This is a genomic window from Geobacillus zalihae (assembly GCF_030414215.1).
In the GTDB taxonomy this organism is placed as follows: Bacteria; Bacillota; Bacilli; order Bacillales; family Anoxybacillaceae; genus Geobacillus; species Geobacillus zalihae.
Map to the genome: position 1 here is coordinate 2,241,563 of NZ_CP129217.1, position 19,101 is coordinate 2,260,663.

The window sequence follows — 19,101 nt, forward strand, 5'->3', positions numbered from 1 at the left end:
CTTTTAGCGCGAAGAATAGGCTTCTCGAAGCGGCGCGGCAAGCGAACGGGCGTAGGCAGCAAACTCGGCGACGGCCGCTTCCCTTTCGTCCGGCGCCTGCAACCTCGGAGCCAGCTGCTCGACTTTTTGCACGAGCGCGCTGCCGACGACAACGCCGTCGCACACCTCTTTCAACATCGCGACTTGCTCCGGCGCCGAAATGCCAAAGCCGACGGCGACCGGGACGCGGCTATGCCGCTTCACTTCGCGGAGGAAATCGCCGAGCGTCTCCGGCAGCGTCTCACGCACGCCTGTAACGCCTAGCGAGGAGACGCAATACAAAAACCCTTGCGCCGCCGAAGCGATCCGCTCGATCCGCTGCTTCGACGTCGGCGCAACAAGCGAAATGAGCGGGAGACCAAACCGTTCGCCAAGTTCGCGGAGCGGACCGCTTTCCTCAAACGGCAAATCGGGAATGAGCACGCCGTCGGCGCCATTTTCCCGCGCTAAAGCAAAAAAGGATTCTTCTCCTAATTGTAACACAGGATTGTAATACGTAAAGAGAATAATCGGAATGTTTACCCCTTTTTTTCGCATCTCGCCAATAAGCTGAATGGCTTTCGGCAGCGTCATGCCCCCGTCAAGCGCCCTTGCGGCGGCGCGTTGAATCGTCGGTCCGTCAGCGAGCGGGTCGGAGTACGGCACGCCAAGCTCCAATATGTCAGCGCCGGCCTCCTCAAGCGCCAAGGCGAGATCGATCGTCACATCGGGAGCCGGATCACCGGCAACGATAAACGGGATAAATAGCGGCGGATTAACGGACAGTGGCAATGTCTTCACCTTCCCTCGCACCAAGATGGCGCATCATCGTTTGCACATCTTTATCTCCGCGGCCGGACAGGCAAATGAGCACCGTTTCATCCGGCGGCATCTCGCGGGCGAGCTCGACGGCTTTCGCCACCGCATGGGCCGACTCGATGGCCGGAATGATGCCTTCCGTTTGCGCCAACAATTGAAACGCAGCGACGGCCTCGGCATCGGTCGCGCTTTCGTAGCGGACGCGGCCAATGCTCGCCAAATACGCATGTTCCGGGCCGACGCCGGGGTAATCAAGGCCGGCTGAGATCGAATACGGTTCGAGAATTTGTCCGTACTCGTCTTGCAACAGGTAGGTCATCGCCCCGTGTATGACCCCTTTCGTCCCTTTTGTGATGGTCGCCGCATGGTGCGGAGTGTCGATCCCTTTGCCGGCCGCCTCGACGCCGACGAGGCGGACGTCATCTTGCAAAAACGGGTAAAACATGCCGATGGCGTTGCTGCCGCCGCCGACGCAGGCAACGATGACATCCGGCAGCTTCCCTTCACGGGCGAGAAACTGTTCTTTCGCTTCATCGCCAATCACGCGCTGAAACTCGCGCACCATTTTCGGGTACGGATGCGGACCGACGACCGAGCCGATCATGTAAAAATGGTCGTCGCAGTGGGCGACCCAATAGCGAATTGCTTCGTTCGTCGCATCTTTCAACGTTCGGTTGCCGCTTGACACCGGCACGACTTCGGCGCCCAACAGCTTCATGCGAAACACGTTCAGCTCCTGCCGCTTGATGTCTTCTTCGCCCATAAAAACGATGCAATCCATGCCGAAATGGGCGGCCACCGTCGCCGCGGCGACGCCGTGCTGGCCGGCTCCGGTTTCAGCGATCAGCTTTTTCTTGCCCATCCGTTTTGCCAAAAGCGCCTGGCCGATCGCGTTGTTGATTTTATGGGCGCCCGTATGGTTTAAATCTTCGCGCTTTAAATACATTTTCGCGCCGCCGACTTGCCGTGTCAAATTTGGCGCGAACGTGAGCGGGGTCGGGCGACCGGAGTAATGCTGCAAAATGCGGATGTATTCTTGTTTGAACGATTCATCGGCAAGCGCTTTGTCAAGCTCCGCTTCGATTTCCTCAAGCGGAAGCATGAGCGTCTCAGGGACAAACTTGCCGCCGAAATCGCCAAACCGGCCGTATTCATTCGGAACGCGTTCCATCATCTAACCCCACCTTCTCCTTCATAAAAGTTGAAAGACGAAGAGCCGCATTTCTTCAAAGTGCCTGTGTTTGTTAACCGTCCGAGCGTCAGCGCCGTCTTTTGGCCCTTCGCTTTGTTATTTTTTTATCAGGTGTGTTGATGAACCAATAAAAAGTCTGTTGAGAAGGCTCTAGTCCGAGCTTTTCTGCCGTAGTCGGCAAGCGGCTCGCTCATGCTGCCGCATGCCCTCCTCGAACAATGAACGCTTTGCGGGCAAATGTCATTCGCCCGCCGGCGTTCTTGTTCGAGGGAAGAGGCAGAAAATTGTGTTCAGCCATATCATTCTGTGTTTTTTCGTACATAACGGATCATCGACACCCGTGATGTTTTATTTTTTCTTCGATTTGTTTCATCTTCGTTGGATCTTTGCGTCCGTCCGTTTCAATGCCGCTGCTGATATCGATGCCATCCGGGCGGTAGACAAGCAGCCGCTCGATATTGTCCGGAGTGATGCCGCCGGCGATGAAGCACGGCACGCCTTGGCGGGCCGCCTCTTCCAAATAGTGCGGCACCGCCTCCCAATCAAAAGCGACGCCCGTCCCCCCCCAGGCGCCGGCGGCGCGGCTGTCAACGACGTAGCCATCGGCAATGCCAGCGTACTGCCTCATCGCCGCAAGCGCACCGTCGCCATGGTGGATCGCCTTCCAGACGGAAAGCGGCACCGCCTCTTTCACCGCCGCCAGCTCCGCCGGCGTTTCACGGCCGTGGCATTGGATGACATGAAGCGGCAGCTCGGCGGCGACAGCGGCGATCCGCCTAACAGGGGCGTTGACAAAGACGCCGACAAGTTGCTTTGCGCCAAGCTTATGGGGCTCAAGCCATTGCTGCACTTCACTCGGAGAGACGTTCCGCCTGCTTTCGGCGAAAATAAAGCCGAGGTAATCAGCCCCGCTCGCGATAGCGGCCTGCACGTCTTCAGCCGAACGGTTGCCGCAATATTTAATTCGAATCATCCCCATCTTCCTCCCCAAACAGCCGGTAGACCGCTCGCTCCACATCATCTTGGCGCATGAGCGACTCGCCGACGAGCATGGCCTGCGCTCCGTACGATTTGACCGTCTTCACATCATTGAAGGAACCGATCCCGCTTTCGCTGACGATGACGCACGATGGCGGGATGAGCGGAGCGAGCGTTTTGGTCGCCTCAAGTGTTGTCACAAAGGTATGCAAGTCGCGGTTGTTGATGCCGACGATCTCCGGCGTAAACCGATCGAAAATCCGCTCGAGCGTCTCTTTCGCATGCACCTCGACCAAACATTCGAGCCCCAAGCTGTACGCTTCATGATAGAGCTCCTCGAGCGTTTCCGGCGGGAGCGCCTCGCCGATCAATAAAATCGCATCCGCCCCGAGTCGGACGCTTTCCTCGACTTGCCGCCGATCGATGATGAAATCTTTGCGCAGCACGGGAACGTTAACCGCTTCTTTCACCGCTCGCAAATAGCGGCGATGCCCTTGGAAATACCGTTCATCCGTCAGCACGCTGATCGCGTCGGCACCGGCGCGCTCATATGCTTTCGCGATGGCCACCGGGTCAAAATCCGGGCGAATGATGCCTTTTGACGGCGACGCTTTTTTCACCTCAGCGATCAAGCCAAGCATCCGCCGCGGCCGACGGAGCGCCGCCGCAAATGGCCGGCGCTTTCGCTCTGGCAATGGCGCCGGCAGCGTCAACGTTTCCACTTCTTCCCGTTTGGCTGCTAAAATTTGCTCAAGCATCATGAATCACTTCCTTCGCCCGCAGGCGTTGCAGTTGTTCGTATGCGGTTTTGGACAAAATGGCCTCTTTCGCCATCGCCACTCCTTCGGCAATCGTTTCAGCTTTGCCGGCGGCATACAGGGCGGCGCCGGCGTTCAGCGCAACGATATTGATGGCGCTCTCCGGCGCTGTTCCCGCCATCACCGCCTCAAGAAGCGCGGCGCTCTCTTCCGGATCGCGCACTTGCACATCGGCAAGCTCGCCGCGCGGCAAGCCGGCGTCTTCTGGTGCGATGACAAAGCGGCGGATCGCACCGTCTTTCAACTCCACGACATCCGTTTCTGCAGCGATGCTGCATTCATCAAGCCCATCGCGCCCGGTGACAAACAACACATGTTCCGAGCCGAGGCGGCGCATCGCCTCCGCCAATTTCTCAGCGTAGCAGGTCGAATAGACGCCGACGACTTGCCGCTTGCAGCGCGCCGGATTGGCGAGCGGGCCGATCAAGTTGAAAACGGTGCGGAAACCGATTTCCTTCCGCGGCCCGGCGGCGTGTTTCATCGCCGCGTGATAGAGCGGGGCGAACAAAAACGCCAGCCCTTTCGTTTCCAACGCCTGTTTGGCGGCCGACGGCGACGTTTGAATGTCGATGCCGAGCCGCTCGAGCACATCAGCGCTGCCGCTTTTTGACGAAACAGCGCGGTTGCCGTGCTTGGCGACTTTGACGCCAAGCGATGAAATGACGATCGCCGCGGCGGTGGAAACGTTGAATGTCGCCGCCCCATCGCCGCCCGTGCCGCACGTATCGATAACATCATCACTAGCCTCAATGGCAGTCATCCGGTCGCGCATCGCCCGCACAAATCCGACGAGCTCATCGACTGTCTCTCCGCGCAGGCGGAGCATGGACAACAGACTTGCGATTTGACTGTCCGTCGCCTCGCCGGACATGATGATATTCATCGCCGCATACGCTTCGTCTTCCGTCAACGCTTTCCCTTCCGCACATTTTACAAGCAGCTGCTTCAACATACGGCCCTCTCCCCTTTCGCAAATAGTCGTTCCGCTTGTTCAATCGCATTCATCAAGGCGCTCGCCTTATTGCGCGTCTCTTTCCACTCCAGTTCCGGAACGGAGTCGGCGACAATGCCGGCGCCGGCTTGCACATAGGCATAGCCGTCTTTCACGACCGCTGTCCGGATGGCGATGCACGAATCGATGTTGCCATCAAACCCGATATAGGCAATCGCTCCGGCATACAGCCCCCTTGCTGTCGGCTCGAGTTCCTGCAAAATTTGCATCGCCCGCACTTTCGGCGCCCCGCTCACCGTTCCAGCCGGAAAGGCGGCAAGGAGTGCATCGATCGGGTGGACGTTGTCGTCCAGTTCACCGACGACTTTGGAAATTAAGTGCATCACGTGTGAAAATTTGCCGATCTGAAGCAACACCGGCACCTCGACCGTTCCGTACTTGGCGACCCGGCCGATGTCGTTGCGCGCCAAATCGACAAGCATATAATGCTCAGCCCGTTCTTTCGGGTCGTGGTACAGCTCATCAGCCAGCCTCTCGTCTTCCTCCGGCGATCGGCCGCGCCGCCGTGTGCCGGCAATCGGATCGATTTCAACGCGCCGACGGTGCACTTGAATCAGTTTTTCCGGCGAACTGCCGACAATTTCCACACCATCAAGCTGGAAATAAAACATGTACGGCGACGGGTTGATGTATCGGAGCAGCCGATAAATGGCAAAGCCTCCGGCTTGAACCGGCACGCAGAAACGCTGCGACAGAACCGCTTGAAACACATCGCCGGCCGCGATGTACCGTTTCACGGCCTCCACATCGCGCAAAAACTGTTTTTTGTCATAGTTGGACACCGCTTTGGCAAACGAGGCGGTCCGCCCCGATTCGCTTTCCGCCGGCAAGAGCGGCTGCTCGGCTTGAGGGCGGGCCGCTTTCGCCGCGAGATCGGCCATGCGCCGTTCGGCCGCGCGGTACGCTTCGATTTTCTCTTCCTCCGTTTCGTTGCCGCTCAACCGAATATAGTGAATGACGAGCAACTCACGCTTTTTTTGGTCAAACGCAAACAGCGATTCACAAAATACGAAATAGGCCGTCTTCATCGGCACATCGCGGTTTTTGTGGCGCGGCACTTTTTCGATGGCGGAAATGAAATCGTAACCTAAAAACCCAACTGCACCGCCTGTAAACGGCACCGTCTCGGCAAGCGGCTTGACGGCAAGCGTCCGCTCGACCCATTGAAACGCTTCTTTCAGCGTCGGTGCGGTGATTTGTTCGTTCCCGTTTTCGTCCTTCACCGAAAACGTTTCGCCGGTTTCGCTCTCCAGCGTCAAAAACGGCGCCACACCGATGAACGAATAGCGCGCCCACGGTGATTCGTCATCCTTGCTTTCAAGCAAAAACACGGCTTCCTCGCGCAAATTGGCAAACACGCCGAGCGGCTCAATGACATCGGCTACAAATTTGCGCACAATCGGGATGGTTCGAAATTCGTTCGCTTCCGTCAAAAAAGCGGCCAGCCCATCAGCAGACATCACTTCTCCTCCCTTCATGATCAGCGGGCGGAGAATGAGGGTTTATGAGGCGAAAAAAGAGAGGGAAAAGAAACGCCCAAAGACGACCGTCTTTGGGCAGATGTCGGCGAATGAAAAAACGCTCACCTCAGCTAAACTCGCTCATTCTCATCTACCCTACGCTCGCTCTCCACTCTCGCTCCACTTCTAACGCCCCCGATGTCTCAGGGGCAAAGAGGTTATTTTCACTATATTACATTTCTGTTTTTTTTGTCAACGACAAATCCGGGCGCAACACGACCGCCCCTTTTAAATACACGTGGCAGATCTCTTCTTGCTGTTTCTCAGTCGCCACCGTCATCATGACGCGAATGCAGCGCGGCAATGAACCGGGCACCGGAATTTCCCTCGTGCACATGACCGGCACATATGTCCAGCCGTCCAAACGGCGCAGCGCCTGCGCCGGAAACGCGGCGGTGATGTCGTCGGTGACGGAAATGAGCACAAACGACACATCAGAAGCGGCGACATCGTTTGCGCGGATCATTTCACGAAGCAACGTTTCCGTTGCCGCCACGATTTCCTCGGCGTCATTTCGATCCACTGTAATCGCTCCGCGAATGCCGCGAATCATCCTTTCCCCCCCTGTCTGGAAAACTCGTCCAGCCACGTGAGCAGGTTGTCGTCTTCGAGTTCCACCACTTCCACGTCGCCGATCTCACAGAGAAGCACCATCCGCACTGTTCCGGCGTACGCTTTTTTGTCGCCTTTCATCTTCTCAAGCAGGCGGCGCGTCTGAACCGTTGTCGGCAGCGACACCGGGAAGCCGTATCCGGCGAACCAGTCGGCCAATCGATGCTCAGCGAACGACCGGCCGTAAAACCGTTCGCTGACAAAGACGGCAAACAGCATGCCAACCGCAACCGCCTCCCCGTGAGTGAGCGCGCCGTAGCCTAACTCGCTTTCCAGCGCATGGCCGAGCGTATGGCCGAAATTCAAATGGGCGCGCACCCCGGTTTCTTTTTCATCCTCACGCACGACGGACGCCTTAATGTCAATGCCCTTTTCAATGCAATAGGCGAGTTTCTCGCCGCGCAAGTCGGCGAGCGTCTTGATTTCCGCGCGCAGCCAGTCGTAAAAGCGGCGGTCGCGGATCAGCGCATGTTTGATCACCTCGGCAAACCCGGACCGAAGCTCGCGCTCGGGCAGCGTGCGCAAAAAGGAGGTGTCATACACAACTGCTTCCGGCTGATGGAAGGCGCCGATCATATTTTTGCCGAGCGGATGGTTGATGGCGACTTTGCCGCCGACGGCGCTGTCATGGGCCAAGAGTGTCGTCGGCATTTGAATGTAACGGATGCCGCGCATATAGGTGGCGGCGACAAACCCAGCCAAATCGCCGACAACGCCGCCGCCAAGCGCAATGATAACCGAGCGGCGGTCGAGGCCGCACTGCAATGCCGCTGTCTGGCAAGCGTAATAATGATCAAATGACTTGGCCGCCTCCCCGCTTGGAATGACGTAGGCGTACACGTCATACTCAGCGGCGGCAAGCAACGCCCGCACCTCATCCAAATAAAGAGGCGCCACAGTATCGTCGGTAACGATGAAAAGTTTTGTCCCTGGCGGACAGGAGAGCGACCGAAGCAAGCTTGGCAACACGCGGGCCGCCCCATCGCCCAAAAGAAGCGGATAGCGCTTCGTCGCCGTTTCAATCGTCCGTTCGATCATCGTCAAAACTCCTTTGCATAGCGGCGGGCGCGTTCCACATTTTCCTTAATCAAGTCCATCCGATCCTGCCCAAACTGCTCAACGATCGCCGCCGCCACTTCCCAGGCGACAACGGCCTCAGCGACAACGCTCGCCGCCGGCACGGCGCAGCTGTCCGATCGCTCAATGCTTGCCGCAAACGGCTCTTTCGTCTCGATATCCACGCTTTGAAGCGGCTTGTACAGCGTCGGGATCGGCTTCATCACTCCGCGCACGACGATCGGCATCCCGGTCGTCACCCCGCCTTCAAAGCCGCCCGCCCGGTTCGTCCGGCGCGAAAAGCCTTGTTCTGGGCTCCAAATGATTTCATCGTGCACTTCGCTTCCCGGGCGGCGCGCCGCCTCAAAGCCGATCCCGAATTCAACGCCTTTAAACGCGTTGATGCTGACGATCGCGGCCGCGATTTTCGCATCAAGCTTTCGGTCGTAATGGACGTAGCTGCCCACTCCGGCCGGAACACCTTCAACGATCACTTCAACGATGCCGCCGATCGAATCACCGTTTTTCTTCGCCCAATCGATCGCTTCCATCATTTTTTGCCCCGCCTCCGGGTCAAAGCAGCGCACCGGTGATTCTTCCGTCACTGCCTGCAATTCTTCAAGCGAACGATAATCGAGCTTCTTTGCGCGCACGCCGCCGATTTCGATGACATGACCGGCGACGCGGATGCCGACCTCCTCCAAAATGCGTTTTGCCACCGCTCCAGCCGCCACGCGCACCGTCGTTTCACGCGCCGACGAGCGCTCCAGCACGTTGCGCATATCGCGATGTCCGTATTTCAGGGCGCCGTTTAAATCGGCATGCCCTGGGCGCGGACGCGTCACTTTCCGCTTCACTTCCGCTTCGTCATCAATCGGCTCAACCGCCATAATCGTTTGCCAATGTTTAAAATCACGATTCTCGACAACGAGCGCAATCGGCGAGCCGAGCGTTTTCCCGTGCCGAACGCCGCCTGTGATTTTCACTTCATCTTTTTCAATCTGCATGCGGCGGCCGCGTCCGTATCCTTTTTGCCGGCGCGCCAGCTCTTTATTGATGTGCTCGGCGCGCAGCTCAAGCCCGGCCGGCACTCCTTCCAAAATGGCCGTCAATTGCGGCCCATGCGATTCCCCTGCCGTCAAATACCGCATGTTTGTCTCTCCCTTCAGGTCTTTAACGCGTTTAAGTAAAAATATATCATAAATTCGAAAAATGAAAATAGTTTCAGGAAAAAAAGAAGCCGGCGCGGAGCTATTTTTTTCGGTAAAAAAACGTCTCTTCGACTTCAAAACCGTACAGGCCGGGATTGAAAATCTGCTCGGTGCTGCCGACAAACAGCACGCCTCCCGTCCGGAGCGCGTCGTGAAATTTGCGATACAGCATCCGCTTCGCCTCTTCCGTAAAATAAATGAGCACGTTGCGGCAGACGATCAAATCCATGTTGCGCGGAAACGGATCTGCGAGCAAGTTGTGCTTTTGAAACTTGACCGTTTGTTTAATCTTTTCGTCTATTTTATAATATTCGCCTTCTTTCGTAAAAAACTTTTTTCTCATTTCCTCGGGCAGCTCTACAAGCGACCGTTCGCTGTACAAACCGAGGCGCGCGCGGGCGAGCGCATTATCGTCAATGTCGGTCGCCAACACCGACACGCGGTGAAGCGGCAATCGTTTTGCGAGCACCATCGCGAGCGTATACGGCTCCTCGCCGGTTGAGCAGGCAGCGCTCCACACGTTCGGGCGCGGGTTTTCCGCCAATAGCCGCGGCAAAATGGTGTGCTCAAGCACCTCCCAACGCTTGGCGTTCCGGTAAAACTCCGAGACGTTGATCGTCATCCGATCCAAGCATTCATGCCATAGCGCCGGCTCTTTCTCCATCGCTGCAAACAGCTCGGCAAAGCTTTTTAGCCCTTTTTTCATGTACAACGACGCCAAACGCCGCTTCATTTGGGCTTCCTTATATAGCGATAAGTCAATGCCTGTTTTTCGCTTTACTTTGGCAATGAACTGCGCATAATCGTCCATCGTCGCCTGTCCCTCTCCCCTGTCAATGTACAAAAACGGCAAAAACCGGCCGAATGGCGGCCGGTCTTCGCATCAGTACAGCCATGCATTGATCTGTTTCGAATAGCTGACGAGCTCTTCTTCTTTAAAGAACAAGCTGATTTCGCGTTCGGCGCTTTGCGGCGAGTCGGAGCCGTGGATAACGTTTTTGCCGACCGTCAAGCCGAAATCGCCGCGGATCGTGCCAGGAGCAGCCTCCTGCGGATTCGTTTTCCCCATCATTTGCCGGGCGGCGGCGATCACGTTCTCGCCCTCCCACACCATGGCAAACACTGGCCCCGAGGTGATAAAGTCGACAAGCTCGCCGAAAAACGGGCGCTCCTTATGTTCAGCGTAATGTTGCTCGGCGAGTTCGCGCGACACTTGCATCAGCTTCGCGCCGACAAGCTGGAAGCCTTTTTTTTCAAAACGGGCGACAATCTCGCCGATCAAATTGCGCTGAACCCCGTCCGGTTTTACCATGATGAATGTCCGTTCTGCCATTCGCTCTCCACCTCTACTGTCGTATGTACTGGGAAACGGATTCCCACCCATCATAGTATCATTGTTTTCCGCCGTTGGCAACAGCGTCCTTGAAAGCGCTAATAATCCCTTTTCCCAATGTAGAGGGCGAGATCATGAAGCAGCGTGCGCGCTTCGTTGGCCGGCAGCTCGCCAAGCAGGCGAAGCGCCTTTTCCAAATAGCGGTCGCTTAGCGCATACGATCGTTCGATGGCGTCTGTCTGTTTAATGGCCGCTAGCACCGCCGCCATCTCCTCGGCATCCGTGTCCGCGTTGACGGCCGTAATTTTTGCCCGCACCTGTTCATCACAAAGGGCATACAGCACGGGGAGGGTGACGTTTCCTTGCTGCAAGTCGCTTCCGGCCGGCTTGCCGAGCTGCTCTTCCGTGCCGGTGAAATCGAGAATGTCATCGGTAATTTGAAACGACATGCCGACGTAATGGCCGAACCAATACAGCCGGTTGGCCACCGCCTCCGGCACGCCGGCGGCAAGGGCGCCAAGCTGGCAGCTGGCGGCGATCAATAGCGCCGTTTTTCGGCGGATGCGCCGCAAGTACGTGCGAAGCGGCTGATCAAATCGGTATTTATCCTTGATTTGCTCGATTTCCCCGTGGCACACTTCAACGATCGTTTTCGCCAGCACTTGATGAGCGCGGGGGCTGTCAAGCTCCGCCATCCGCTCAAGCGAACGGGCGAAGAGGTAATCGCCTGTATACATGGCAAAGCGGTTGCTCCATCTCGCCTTGATCGTCGGCCGGCCGCGCCGCACGTCGGCGTCATCGATGACATCGTCGTGAACGAGCGATGCCATATGGATGAGTTCGAGCGCTACGGCTACATGTTTAATCCGTTCGAAATCATAATGGCCAAAGCGGGCGGACAGCAAGACAAAAACGGGACGGATGCGCTTTCCGCCCGCTTGCAATAAATGGAGCGCCGCTTCCCCGAGCGGCCCGTATTCGGATCGGACCGTCCGCTCCAGCTCCTCTTCGACCGCCGCCAAATCATCGCTTAAAAACGAATACATCGCCTTTAACTTCATGGTGTTCACCTTGACTCATCGTTTATAGCCTAAATGCATGGCCGCTACGCCGAACGTGTACGGTTTGACCTCGACATCGACGAAACCGGCTTCGCGGAACATCTCGGCCAGCTCGTCCCGCCCTGGAAATTCGCGCGCCGATTCCTGCAGCCACGAGTATTCCTCATAGCTTTTCGCCAACAGCTTGCCAAACAGCGGCATAATAAACCGAAAATAAAAATAGTAAAGCTGGCGGAAACCAAACAACGTCGGCTGCGACGTTTCCAGACAGACGGTCATGCCGCCCGGCTTGGTGACGCGGTGCATTTCCTTAAGCACCGTCATATAATCAGGAACGTTGCGCAAGCCAAAGCCGATCGTCACATAATCGAACGAATTGTCGGGAAACGGCAGCTGCATGGCGTTGCCGTGAATGAGCTTGACATTGCCGAGGCCGCGCGCCTTCACCTTTTGTTCGCCGACTTTCAGCATGTTTTCGCTGAAGTCAAGGCCGTACACTTCCCCCTCCGGCCCGACCGCCTCAGCCAGCGCGATCGCCCAGTCGGCCGTTCCGCAGCAAACGTCGAGCGCCCTTTTCCCTTTTTGCACATTCATCCTCCGCATGACGTCTTCGCGCCATTTCAAATGGCGGCGGAAGCTGATGACAGAATTCATCCGGTCATAATGTGCAGAAATGTTTTCAAATACGCGATGGACTCGCTCTTCTTTCGATTGATGCATCGTTCTACCCTTCTTCCACCGACTTTTTGACGATGGCTTGAAATCCGCCGGCAAGTTCCGCCATGCGAAACCGCAGCAGGTCGTTCATCGGCAAATTCGCCGCCAGCAGCGCTTCCTTGCAATGGTCAATATAACGCTCGCAAAGGCGAAGCAAATGCCGCTTTTGTTCTTTCGTCAGCCCTTTGGCCCATGGAAAGGCGATATGCGCCATTTGCTCAAACAGCATCGATGACCCAGTGCGGACGAACGCTTCCTGCTCAAGCAGCAAGCGCCGCAACAGCAAGTAATGGCCGGAAAATCCCCCCCATTGCGGCGCCCCGATGCGCTCGGCAAGCTTCGCAAGCAACGCCGACTCGATCGTGCCGACCGCGGCGAACAGCGTCTCGATCCGCTCCACCTTTTTTTCATACAGCCGCACTTTTTGCTCATTCATCTCGCGGACCGCTTCGGCGAACAAACGGATGAGCGCAACATCGCCCGAGCGCGCCAGCAAGTCGTAATAAAGCCCGCTGTACAAGTCGCCGGCCAAAACGACAAGCTGCCGCGTCCGCAAATCGCCGCCGCGGTCTGTCACCTGATCATGGGTGTCAAGGGCGATTTGCATGAGCATCATGGCGATGATGCACCGGTCCGGCTCATTTGGCGCCGCCGGAGCATCCATCATCATCGACAGCGAAAGCAGCAGCCGGTCTTCATCAACAGCCGGCGCCGGCACATGCGCGCGCAAATACGAATGGTCAAGCAGCCGTTCGATTTGTTCCTTCAATGACGCCAATTTCACCATGATGTCATTCACTCTTCTCACCCTTGTCCCCCAAAAAATATCCGCACCGCCATGACGGACTCCATTATAACATAATTTTGTCGAAAACGCTCTAGTTTGCTAGAAATTTGCCGGTTTACTTTTTCCCTTCCGATTCAACCACACCGTGGCGCGTTTGAATATACGCTTTTCCTCTCACTTTGATCGCCGACGTATGTTCCGTGAACTGAGCAATCAACACTTCGCCTTTGTCAAGCTTTTCCGAATGGTGAAATCTTGTGTCCGCGCCGCGCGTCAGCCCGATGACGTTCACCCCGTCTTCGAGCGCTTTAATGACGACAAAATCACTGTTTGTGTACATCCTCTTCCCTCCTTACGCTTTGATTAACGAAAGCACTTCAGCGCGGGCGTTGGCATCTGTTTCAAACACGCCGCGCACCGCTGTTGTCACTGTTTTGGCTCCCGGTTTTTTCACCCCGCGCATCGTCATGCACATATGCTCCGCCTCAACAACGACCATCACCCCATGCGGCTCAAGCGCCTCGACGATCGAATCAGCGATCGTTGCCGTGATGCGCTCTTGCAGCTGCGGGCGGCGCGCCACCGCCTCAACGGCTCGAGCGAGCTTGCTCAGCCCGGTCACTTTCCCTTCCCGCGGAATATAGGCGACGTGGGCAGCGCCAAAAAACGGCACTAAATGGTGTTCGCACATCGAATAAAACGGAATATCTTTGACGAGCACAAGCTCCTCATGTTCCTCGCTGAATACGGTTTGAAAGTGTTGCTTCGGGTCTTCCTGCAGCCCAGCGAACACCTCGGCATACATTTTCGCCACCCTCTTCGGCGTATCGACGAGCCCTTCGCGGTTTGGATCTTCCCCGATCGCCTCAAGAATGAGGCGGACCGCATATTCAATTTGCGCAAAATTGATCTCTGGCATACAAACAACATCCTCCTGCATCATAAAAGCTGCATGTAATCCGATTCTAGCATAGGGAGCCAAAAAAAACAAAAAAGAAGGGCCGGTGGATCACCTGCCCTTCCCTCCTGCGCTCCTGCTATGTAGGCTTACTTGACGGCATCTTTCAATGCTTTGCCCGGTTTGAATGCAGGAACTTTGCTTGCCGGAATTTCCATTTCTTCGCCCGTTTGCGGGTTGCGTCCTTTCCGGGCGGCGCGCTCGCGCACTTCAAAGTTTCCAAAACCGATTAATTGCACTTTATCGCCTTTTCGCAGCGCTTCTGTAATCGAATCAAACACCGCATCAACGGCTTTTGTCGCATCTTTTTTGGAAAGACCGCTTGTTTCAGCGACTGCGTTGATCAATTCCGTTTTGTTCATGCCATTCACCTCCTCCCAAGGGGCTGGTCTTGTTTACTACCATTTGTGCACACTTTTCTGCTTTTCTATACATAGACATCCAATTCCAGCGGCAAGAAGGCCCGCGCGCCGCGCCGGCGCAGCCAATCATTCTATGTTTGCCCCGCGACAGTCCGCCTAAGATGCGTCTATGCCGCCGGCTGAAGCCCCTTCCCAACAGTTTGGGCTCCTCCTGTTTTCGCCGGGCGCAAACGAAGCCAAGGGCGAGGAAAACCGCCTTCTTCCCGCCAACAGGCGGTGACATGCCTAATCTTAACCAATTGACCGCGGAAATTCAACATCTTTTTTCGCAAAAACGGCCAATTTTAGGCATATTTCACCAAAACAACGATTTCAGATAAAAGATTACCATAACGCCATGCCCATAATCAAGTGCCAATCCTGATTTCTCAAGGGTTTTGGCGATTTTTTCCCTTTGCCACTTAGCAACTGAAAAAATGGCATCAAAAAAGCTCCCTTGTCGGGAGCTTGGCGCGCGGCCTCCGCTTTTCTTTCTGTCTAGCTGCGGCGCCTAGCTCTCTTCTGCCAAATAACCTTCCCCCTCGGGGTGCAAGCACCCCCTGCGGGTGAAGAACATTTGGCTTCGAGAGCTAATCTCGGCGCCTCCGCTTTTCTTATTGTCTAGCTGCGGCCGCTAGCTCCCTTCCGCAAAATAACCTCCGCCCTCGAAGTGCAAGCACTTCTGCGGGCGGAGAACATTTTGCCTCGGGAGCTTGGCGCGCGGCCTCCGCTTTTCTATAAAATAATCGCGATGAGGCCGCCAGAGCCTTCGTTGATGATGCGCTCAAGCGTTTCTTTCAGCTTGTAGCGGGCGTTTTCCGGCATGAGCGCGAGTTTCGCCTGAATGCCTTCACGGACGATGGAGCTGAGCGAGCGGCCGAAAATGTCAGAGTTCCAAATCGACAGCGGATCGTCTTCGAAGTCTTGCATTAAATAGCGGACGAGCTCTTCGCTTTGCTTTTCCGTGCCAATGATCGGGGCAAACTCCGATTCGACGTCAACTTTGATCATATGAATCGACGGCGCAACGGCTTTCAAACGGACGCCAAAGCGCGACCCTTGGCGGATGATTTCCGGTTCGTCAAGACTCATGTCAGACAAAGCGGGCGCAGCGATGCCGTAGCCGGTTTGTTTGACCATTTTCAGCGCGTCGGCGATTTGGTCATATTCCGCTTTCGCATGGGCGAAGTCTTGCATGAGCTGAAGCAGATGGTCTTTGCCGCGAATCTCGACGCCGACGATTTCTTTTAAAATTTGATCGTACAGCTCATCCGGTGCATACAAGTCAATTTCGGCGATCCCTTGCCCCATTTCGATGCCGGCAAGCGCCGCTTTTTCGATGAAATCGTACTCGGCAAACTGCTGCACAACCCGGTCGACGTCGCGCAGCCGTTTGATGTCTTTGACGGTGTCGCGCACCGCTTCTTGGTAGCTTTCGCGCAGCCAATGATCTTCGCGCAGCACCATCACCCAGCTCGGCAAGTTGACGTTCACTTCAAGCACCGGGAATTCATATAATGCTTCGCGAAGCACGTTATACACGTCGGCTTCGCGCATGCTTTCCACGCTCATGGCGAGCACCGGAATGTCGTACTTTTCGGCGAGCTCGCGGCGAAGCGCCTCGGTTTCCGGATGGTGTGGCCGAACGGTGTTGACGATCATAATGAACGGCTTGCCGACTTCTTTGAGCTCGCTAATGACCCGTTCTTCCGCTTCGACATAGTCTTGGCGCGGAATTTCCCCGATCGTGCCGTCCGTCGTAATGACAACTCCAATCGTCGAATGTTCTTGGATGACTTTTCTTGTCCCGATTTCCGCCGCCTCTTGGAACGGGATCGGCTCTTCATACCAAGGCGTGTGGATCATCCGCGGCCCGTTTTCGTCTTCATATCCTTTTGCGCCGGGCACGGCGTAGCCGACGCAGTCGACAAGACGGATGTTGACTTCAAGACCCTCATCAACTTTCACCGTCACCGCCTGGTTTGGCACGAACTTCGGTTCTGTCGTCATGATCGTCTTGCCGGCGGCGCTTTGCGGCAGTTCATCTTGGGCGCGCGCTTTATCGGCTTCGTTTTTAATGTTCGGAATCACGACCAACTCCATAAACCGTTTAATAAACGTCGATTTTCCGGTGCGGACGGCGCCGACAACCCCTAAATAAATGTCGCCGCCGGTCCGCTCGGCGATATCTTTAAAAATATCGACCTTTTCCAAATGACTCCCCTCCAGTCCTTCGGTCGTTATAAGAAACAGTGGAATGAGCTAGCATAGTCGGACACTATATGCATATGATGTTGTCCGATTCGGTTATGACTAAAATAGAAAAAATCCCTTCTCTAGAATGTATTTTCCTAGAGAAGGGAAGATGACTCATTTTGTGAAAAAAATCGGTTCATTCGTCTTGGCGTCGATCGTATAGGGCAACGAATACGCCGGCACAAACAGCGAATGGTCGGTCAAAATCGGGCGAATATCGTCACCCGGCTTGTAGTGGTGCGGATATTTTTTCAACGCCGCATACAAATCAGAACGGTAGTCAATGTAAATTTCTCCATTCCCGTCGATGACAAACGGCAAGTTGTTGCCGGAAAACGGGCTGACGACATAAGGCGGCTCTTTATAGCCGAGCTTTTTGTAATCGAGCGTAAATACGCCCGGCGCAACGACGTCTTGAAACGGCGGATATTTATGCTTGTCCGTGTACATGCTAAGCCGCAGCTTCAGATCGCGGATGCGTTCGGCTAAGCGCAGATCAAGCAGCTTGACCGTCGGGTTCGTTTCCGCATCGATGATCATATACTGGAAGACGCCCCCGCTTTCATAGGCGTTTCCCGGCGGCTCCTGCATATAGCGGGGAACGAGCTTTTGAAAATCGACTGGATACTTCAAATACATCGGCGTGTTCATGTCGCGTGTTTTAATCGGCAGAAGCCCGCCGGTCGCCTTCCGGTACTCATCCACCGCCGATTGGACGGCCGCCACTTGGTCTTTGTAAGGAATTTGGTTTTGTTTCAGCCGCTCTTGTGGATACAAGCAGCCGGAAAGCAGCGCCAAACATATACATGACAACAACAAGCGAGCGATTCGTTTCATCTTTCCCACCTTTTTGCCTATTGCGGTGTCGGTCCGCTGAATACGACGAAAATGATGATGATGCCGGCGAAAATCAAAAGAATGTAGGCGACGAGCGCCAACAGAAAGCGAAGCCATTTCATCTTGACTTTGTAGCGGCTTAAGTAAATGAAGCCGACGGAAATAAACATAAACACCATCGAGGCGATGGCGATCCACATTTTCGCTAACGCCGGTGACATGGACGCTCCTCCTTTTTTTCGACAACTATCATTATAGCATTGGCAAAAAAAAGCTGAAGTAAAGCGGGGCTTTCTTTACTTCAGCATCCCCTCATACCCTTCCGGAAGCTCAAGCCGATGATGGTTCGCCATATTGTATGCAGAACGAAGACGACTTGTACCGCCATTGGCCTATTTTCATCATTCTTGTTCGGCAAAAATGTTGTTTAAGTCATCCATTTCTTCTTTTTTTCCGCGCGCCATGAGCGAATCGACCGCCTCTTTCGGGTCTTTTCCCGCAAACAATACGTCATAGAGAGCTTCGGTGATCGGCATCTTCACACCAAGCTCTTTCGCCAGCTCATAGGCGGCTTTTGTCGTTCGCACCCCTTCGACGACCATCCCCATGCTCTCAAGCACCTCGTCCAGCTTTTTTCCTTGGCCAAGCATGTAGCCGGCTCGCCAGTTGCGGGAATGAGCGCTCGTGCACGTGACAATCAAATCGCCGACTCCCGTCAAACCAGCGAATGTCAACGGATTGGCGCCGAGGGCGCAGCCGAGGCGGGCAATCTCGGCGAGCCCGCGCGTAATGAGGGCCGCTTTGGCGTTATCCCCGTAGCCAAGCCCGTCGCTGATGCCGGCGGCCAAGGCGATGATATTTTTCAGCGCCCCGCCGACTTCGACGCCGATTAAATCCGGGTTCGTATACACGCGAAAATAGTGATGGTTCATAAAGATGTCTTGAATGCGGCGCGCCGCTTCCATATTGGGCGACGATACCGCCACGGTCGTCGGGTGGCGGAGCACAACTTCCTCGGCATGGCTCGGCCCGGAGAGAACGACAACATCTGCAAGCCATTCCCCCATTTCCTCGGCGACCATTTCCGACACCCGCTTATGCGTCCCTGGTTCGATTCCTTTGCTGACGGCAACAATGGTGATCGGCTTGGCCAAGCAGGCGCGCACGTCCGCAAGCACCGTACGGATCGCTTTCGTCGGCACGGCGAGCACAACGATCGCAACGTCGTCAAGCGCAGCGCAAAGGTCGTCATAGCCGATAATGGCGTCCGGCAGGCGAACGCCTGGCAAATATTTTTCATTTGTCCGCTTTTCGTTGATTTCGTTGATCTGCTCGGTCCGATGACCCCAGAGCCGGACGTGGTGCCCATTGTCAGCCAGCACGAGCGCCAACGCCGTCCCCCAGCTTCCAGCCCCCAATACGGCGATGTTCTCCATCGTTTTCCACTTCCTTTATCCGATTGTCGCAACCTTGAAAAATAGCAATCGCGCCGCCTCTTCGCTCCTGTTCGTCCGA

Annotated in this window: 21 protein-coding genes; all 21 read right to left on the reverse strand. The window is 55.6% G+C overall.

The window, feature by feature from the left end:
* Positions 1-3 precede the first annotated feature (3 nt).
* The gene (trpA, locus tag QWV57_RS11230) at positions 4-810 is read right to left on the reverse strand and encodes a tryptophan synthase subunit alpha (RefSeq protein ID WP_015375265.1); all 807 of its coding nucleotides are present in this window, start codon (positions 808-810) and stop codon (positions 4-6) included.
* Positions 794-2,008 carry a tryptophan synthase subunit beta gene (gene trpB / locus QWV57_RS11235; protein WP_015375266.1) on the reverse strand — a complete coding sequence of 405 codons (1,215 nt, stop codon included), beginning with the start codon at positions 2,006-2,008 and terminating at the stop codon, positions 794-796. Before trpB ends, trpA begins: the two co-directional genes overlap by 17 nt.
* 349 nt (positions 2,009-2,357) lie before the next feature.
* Complete coding sequence (locus QWV57_RS11240) at positions 2,358-3,002, reverse strand: phosphoribosylanthranilate isomerase (RefSeq protein WP_011231686.1); 645 nt, start codon at positions 3,000-3,002, stop codon at positions 2,358-2,360.
* A complete protein-coding gene (gene trpC / locus QWV57_RS11245) occupies positions 2,989-3,765 on the reverse strand; it encodes an indole-3-glycerol phosphate synthase TrpC (protein WP_033005824.1) in 777 nt (258 codons plus the stop codon). The genes QWV57_RS11240 and trpC overlap by 14 nt, the downstream gene beginning before the upstream one ends.
* A complete protein-coding gene (gene trpD / locus QWV57_RS11250; RefSeq protein WP_015375268.1) occupies positions 3,758-4,777 on the reverse strand; it encodes an anthranilate phosphoribosyltransferase in 1,020 nt (339 codons plus the stop codon). The genes trpC and trpD overlap by 8 nt, the downstream gene beginning before the upstream one ends.
* Entirely contained in the window at positions 4,771-6,297 is a 1,527-nt protein-coding gene (gene trpE / locus QWV57_RS11255) for an anthranilate synthase component I (protein ID WP_011231689.1), read from the reverse strand. The genes trpD and trpE overlap by 7 nt, the downstream gene beginning before the upstream one ends.
* A 232-nt stretch (positions 6,298-6,529) precedes the next feature.
* Complete coding sequence (gene aroH, locus QWV57_RS11260; RefSeq protein ID WP_013144896.1) at positions 6,530-6,910, reverse strand: chorismate mutase; 381 nt, start codon at positions 6,908-6,910, stop codon at positions 6,530-6,532.
* Positions 6,907-8,007: a 3-dehydroquinate synthase gene (gene aroB / locus QWV57_RS11265; protein ID WP_013144895.1), complete on the reverse strand. Its 1,101-nt coding sequence runs from the start codon at positions 8,005-8,007 to the stop codon at positions 6,907-6,909. Before aroB ends, aroH begins: the two co-directional genes overlap by 4 nt.
* A gap of 2 nt (positions 8,008-8,009) precedes the next feature.
* Entirely contained in the window at positions 8,010-9,176 is a 1,167-nt protein-coding gene (gene aroC / locus QWV57_RS11270; RefSeq protein WP_011231692.1) for a chorismate synthase, read from the reverse strand.
* Between the two features lie 100 nt (positions 9,177-9,276).
* Positions 9,277-10,047 (reverse strand): CheR family methyltransferase, encoded by a 771-nt coding sequence (locus QWV57_RS11275; protein ID WP_015375271.1) that lies wholly within the window; start codon positions 10,045-10,047, stop codon positions 9,277-9,279.
* A 72-nt stretch (positions 10,048-10,119) separates the two neighbouring features.
* Entirely contained in the window at positions 10,120-10,569 is a 450-nt protein-coding gene (gene ndk / locus QWV57_RS11280) for a nucleoside-diphosphate kinase (RefSeq protein ID WP_013524132.1), read from the reverse strand.
* Positions 10,570-10,667: 98 nt separating this feature from the next.
* Positions 10,668-11,630 (reverse strand): heptaprenyl diphosphate synthase component II, encoded by a 963-nt coding sequence (hepT, locus tag QWV57_RS11285; protein ID WP_129447306.1) that lies wholly within the window; start codon positions 11,628-11,630, stop codon positions 10,668-10,670.
* Positions 11,631-11,645: 15 nt separating this feature from the next.
* On the reverse strand, positions 11,646-12,350 hold the full coding sequence (gene menG, locus QWV57_RS11290) for a demethylmenaquinone methyltransferase (protein WP_015375273.1): 705 nt from the start codon (positions 12,348-12,350) through the stop codon (positions 11,646-11,648).
* A gap of 4 nt (positions 12,351-12,354) precedes the next feature.
* Positions 12,355-13,134 (reverse strand): heptaprenyl diphosphate synthase component 1, encoded by a 780-nt coding sequence (locus QWV57_RS11295; protein ID WP_081132682.1) that lies wholly within the window; start codon positions 13,132-13,134, stop codon positions 12,355-12,357.
* Between the two features lie 115 nt (positions 13,135-13,249).
* Entirely contained in the window at positions 13,250-13,474 is a 225-nt protein-coding gene (gene mtrB / locus QWV57_RS11300; RefSeq protein ID WP_011231698.1) for a trp RNA-binding attenuation protein MtrB, read from the reverse strand.
* 12 nt (positions 13,475-13,486) lie between these two features.
* On the reverse strand, positions 13,487-14,053 hold the full coding sequence (gene folE / locus QWV57_RS11305) for a GTP cyclohydrolase I FolE (protein WP_013144889.1): 567 nt from the start codon (positions 14,051-14,053) through the stop codon (positions 13,487-13,489).
* 128 nt (positions 14,054-14,181) lie between these two features.
* On the reverse strand, positions 14,182-14,454 hold the full coding sequence (locus QWV57_RS11310; RefSeq protein WP_008879623.1) for an HU family DNA-binding protein: 273 nt from the start codon (positions 14,452-14,454) through the stop codon (positions 14,182-14,184).
* A gap of 774 nt (positions 14,455-15,228) precedes the next feature.
* Entirely contained in the window at positions 15,229-16,707 is a 1,479-nt protein-coding gene (gene spoIVA, locus QWV57_RS11315; RefSeq protein ID WP_011231701.1) for a stage IV sporulation protein A, read from the reverse strand.
* A gap of 156 nt (positions 16,708-16,863) precedes the next feature.
* Complete coding sequence (locus QWV57_RS11320; protein ID WP_011231702.1) at positions 16,864-17,586, reverse strand: YphF family lipoprotein; 723 nt, start codon at positions 17,584-17,586, stop codon at positions 16,864-16,866.
* A 17-nt stretch (positions 17,587-17,603) separates the two neighbouring features.
* A complete protein-coding gene (locus QWV57_RS11325) occupies positions 17,604-17,807 on the reverse strand; it encodes a DUF2768 domain-containing protein (RefSeq protein ID WP_011231703.1) in 204 nt (67 codons plus the stop codon).
* 180 nt (positions 17,808-17,987) lie between these two features.
* Positions 17,988-19,022: an NAD(P)H-dependent glycerol-3-phosphate dehydrogenase gene (locus tag QWV57_RS11330; protein ID WP_020756800.1), complete on the reverse strand. Its 1,035-nt coding sequence runs from the start codon at positions 19,020-19,022 to the stop codon at positions 17,988-17,990.
* Positions 19,023-19,101 lie beyond the last annotated feature (79 nt).

Coding starts and splice junctions, on each gene's coding strand:
- aroH (WP_013144896.1), bottom strand. CDS start 6,910: ATGATTCGCGGCATTCGCGGAGCGATTACAGTGGATCGAAATGACGCC.
- folE (WP_013144889.1), bottom strand. CDS start 14,053: ATGCCAGAGATCAATTTTGCGCAAATTGAATATGCGGTCCGCCTCATT.
- ndk (WP_013524132.1), bottom strand. CDS start 10,569: ATGGCAGAACGGACATTCATCATGGTAAAACCGGACGGGGTTCAGCGC.
- aroC (WP_011231692.1), bottom strand. CDS start 9,176: ATGCGGTATTTGACGGCAGGGGAATCGCATGGGCCGCAATTGACGGCC.
- trpC (WP_033005824.1), bottom strand. CDS start 3,765: ATGCTTGAGCAAATTTTAGCAGCCAAACGGGAAGAAGTGGAAACGTTG.
- QWV57_RS11275 (WP_015375271.1), bottom strand. CDS start 10,047: ATGGACGATTATGCGCAGTTCATTGCCAAAGTAAAGCGAAAAACAGGC.
- mtrB (WP_011231698.1), bottom strand. CDS start 13,474: ATGTACACAAACAGTGATTTTGTCGTCATTAAAGCGCTCGAAGACGGG.
- QWV57_RS11295 (WP_081132682.1), bottom strand. CDS start 13,134: ATGGTGAAATTGGCGTCATTGAAGGAACAAATCGAACGGCTGCTTGAC.
- trpB (WP_015375266.1), bottom strand. CDS start 2,008: ATGGAACGCGTTCCGAATGAATACGGCCGGTTTGGCGATTTCGGCGGC.
- QWV57_RS11320 (WP_011231702.1), bottom strand. CDS start 17,586: ATGAAACGAATCGCTCGCTTGTTGTTGTCATGTATATGTTTGGCGCTG.
- trpE (WP_011231689.1), bottom strand. CDS start 6,297: ATGTCTGCTGATGGGCTGGCCGCTTTTTTGACGGAAGCGAACGAATTT.
- QWV57_RS11330 (WP_020756800.1), bottom strand. CDS start 19,022: ATGGAGAACATCGCCGTATTGGGGGCTGGAAGCTGGGGGACGGCGTTG.
- trpD (WP_015375268.1), bottom strand. CDS start 4,777: ATGTTGAAGCAGCTGCTTGTAAAATGTGCGGAAGGGAAAGCGTTGACG.
- QWV57_RS11240 (WP_011231686.1), bottom strand. CDS start 3,002: ATGATTCGAATTAAATATTGCGGCAACCGTTCGGCTGAAGACGTGCAG.
- hepT (WP_129447306.1), bottom strand. CDS start 11,630: ATGAAGTTAAAGGCGATGTATTCGTTTTTAAGCGATGATTTGGCGGCG.
- QWV57_RS11310 (WP_008879623.1), bottom strand. CDS start 14,454: ATGAACAAAACGGAATTGATCAACGCAGTCGCTGAAACAAGCGGTCTT.
- QWV57_RS11325 (WP_011231703.1), bottom strand. CDS start 17,807: ATGTCACCGGCGTTAGCGAAAATGTGGATCGCCATCGCCTCGATGGTG.
- aroB (WP_013144895.1), bottom strand. CDS start 8,007: ATGATCGAACGGACGATTGAAACGGCGACGAAGCGCTATCCGCTTCTT.
- menG (WP_015375273.1), bottom strand. CDS start 12,350: ATGCATCAATCGAAAGAAGAGCGAGTCCATCGCGTATTTGAAAACATT.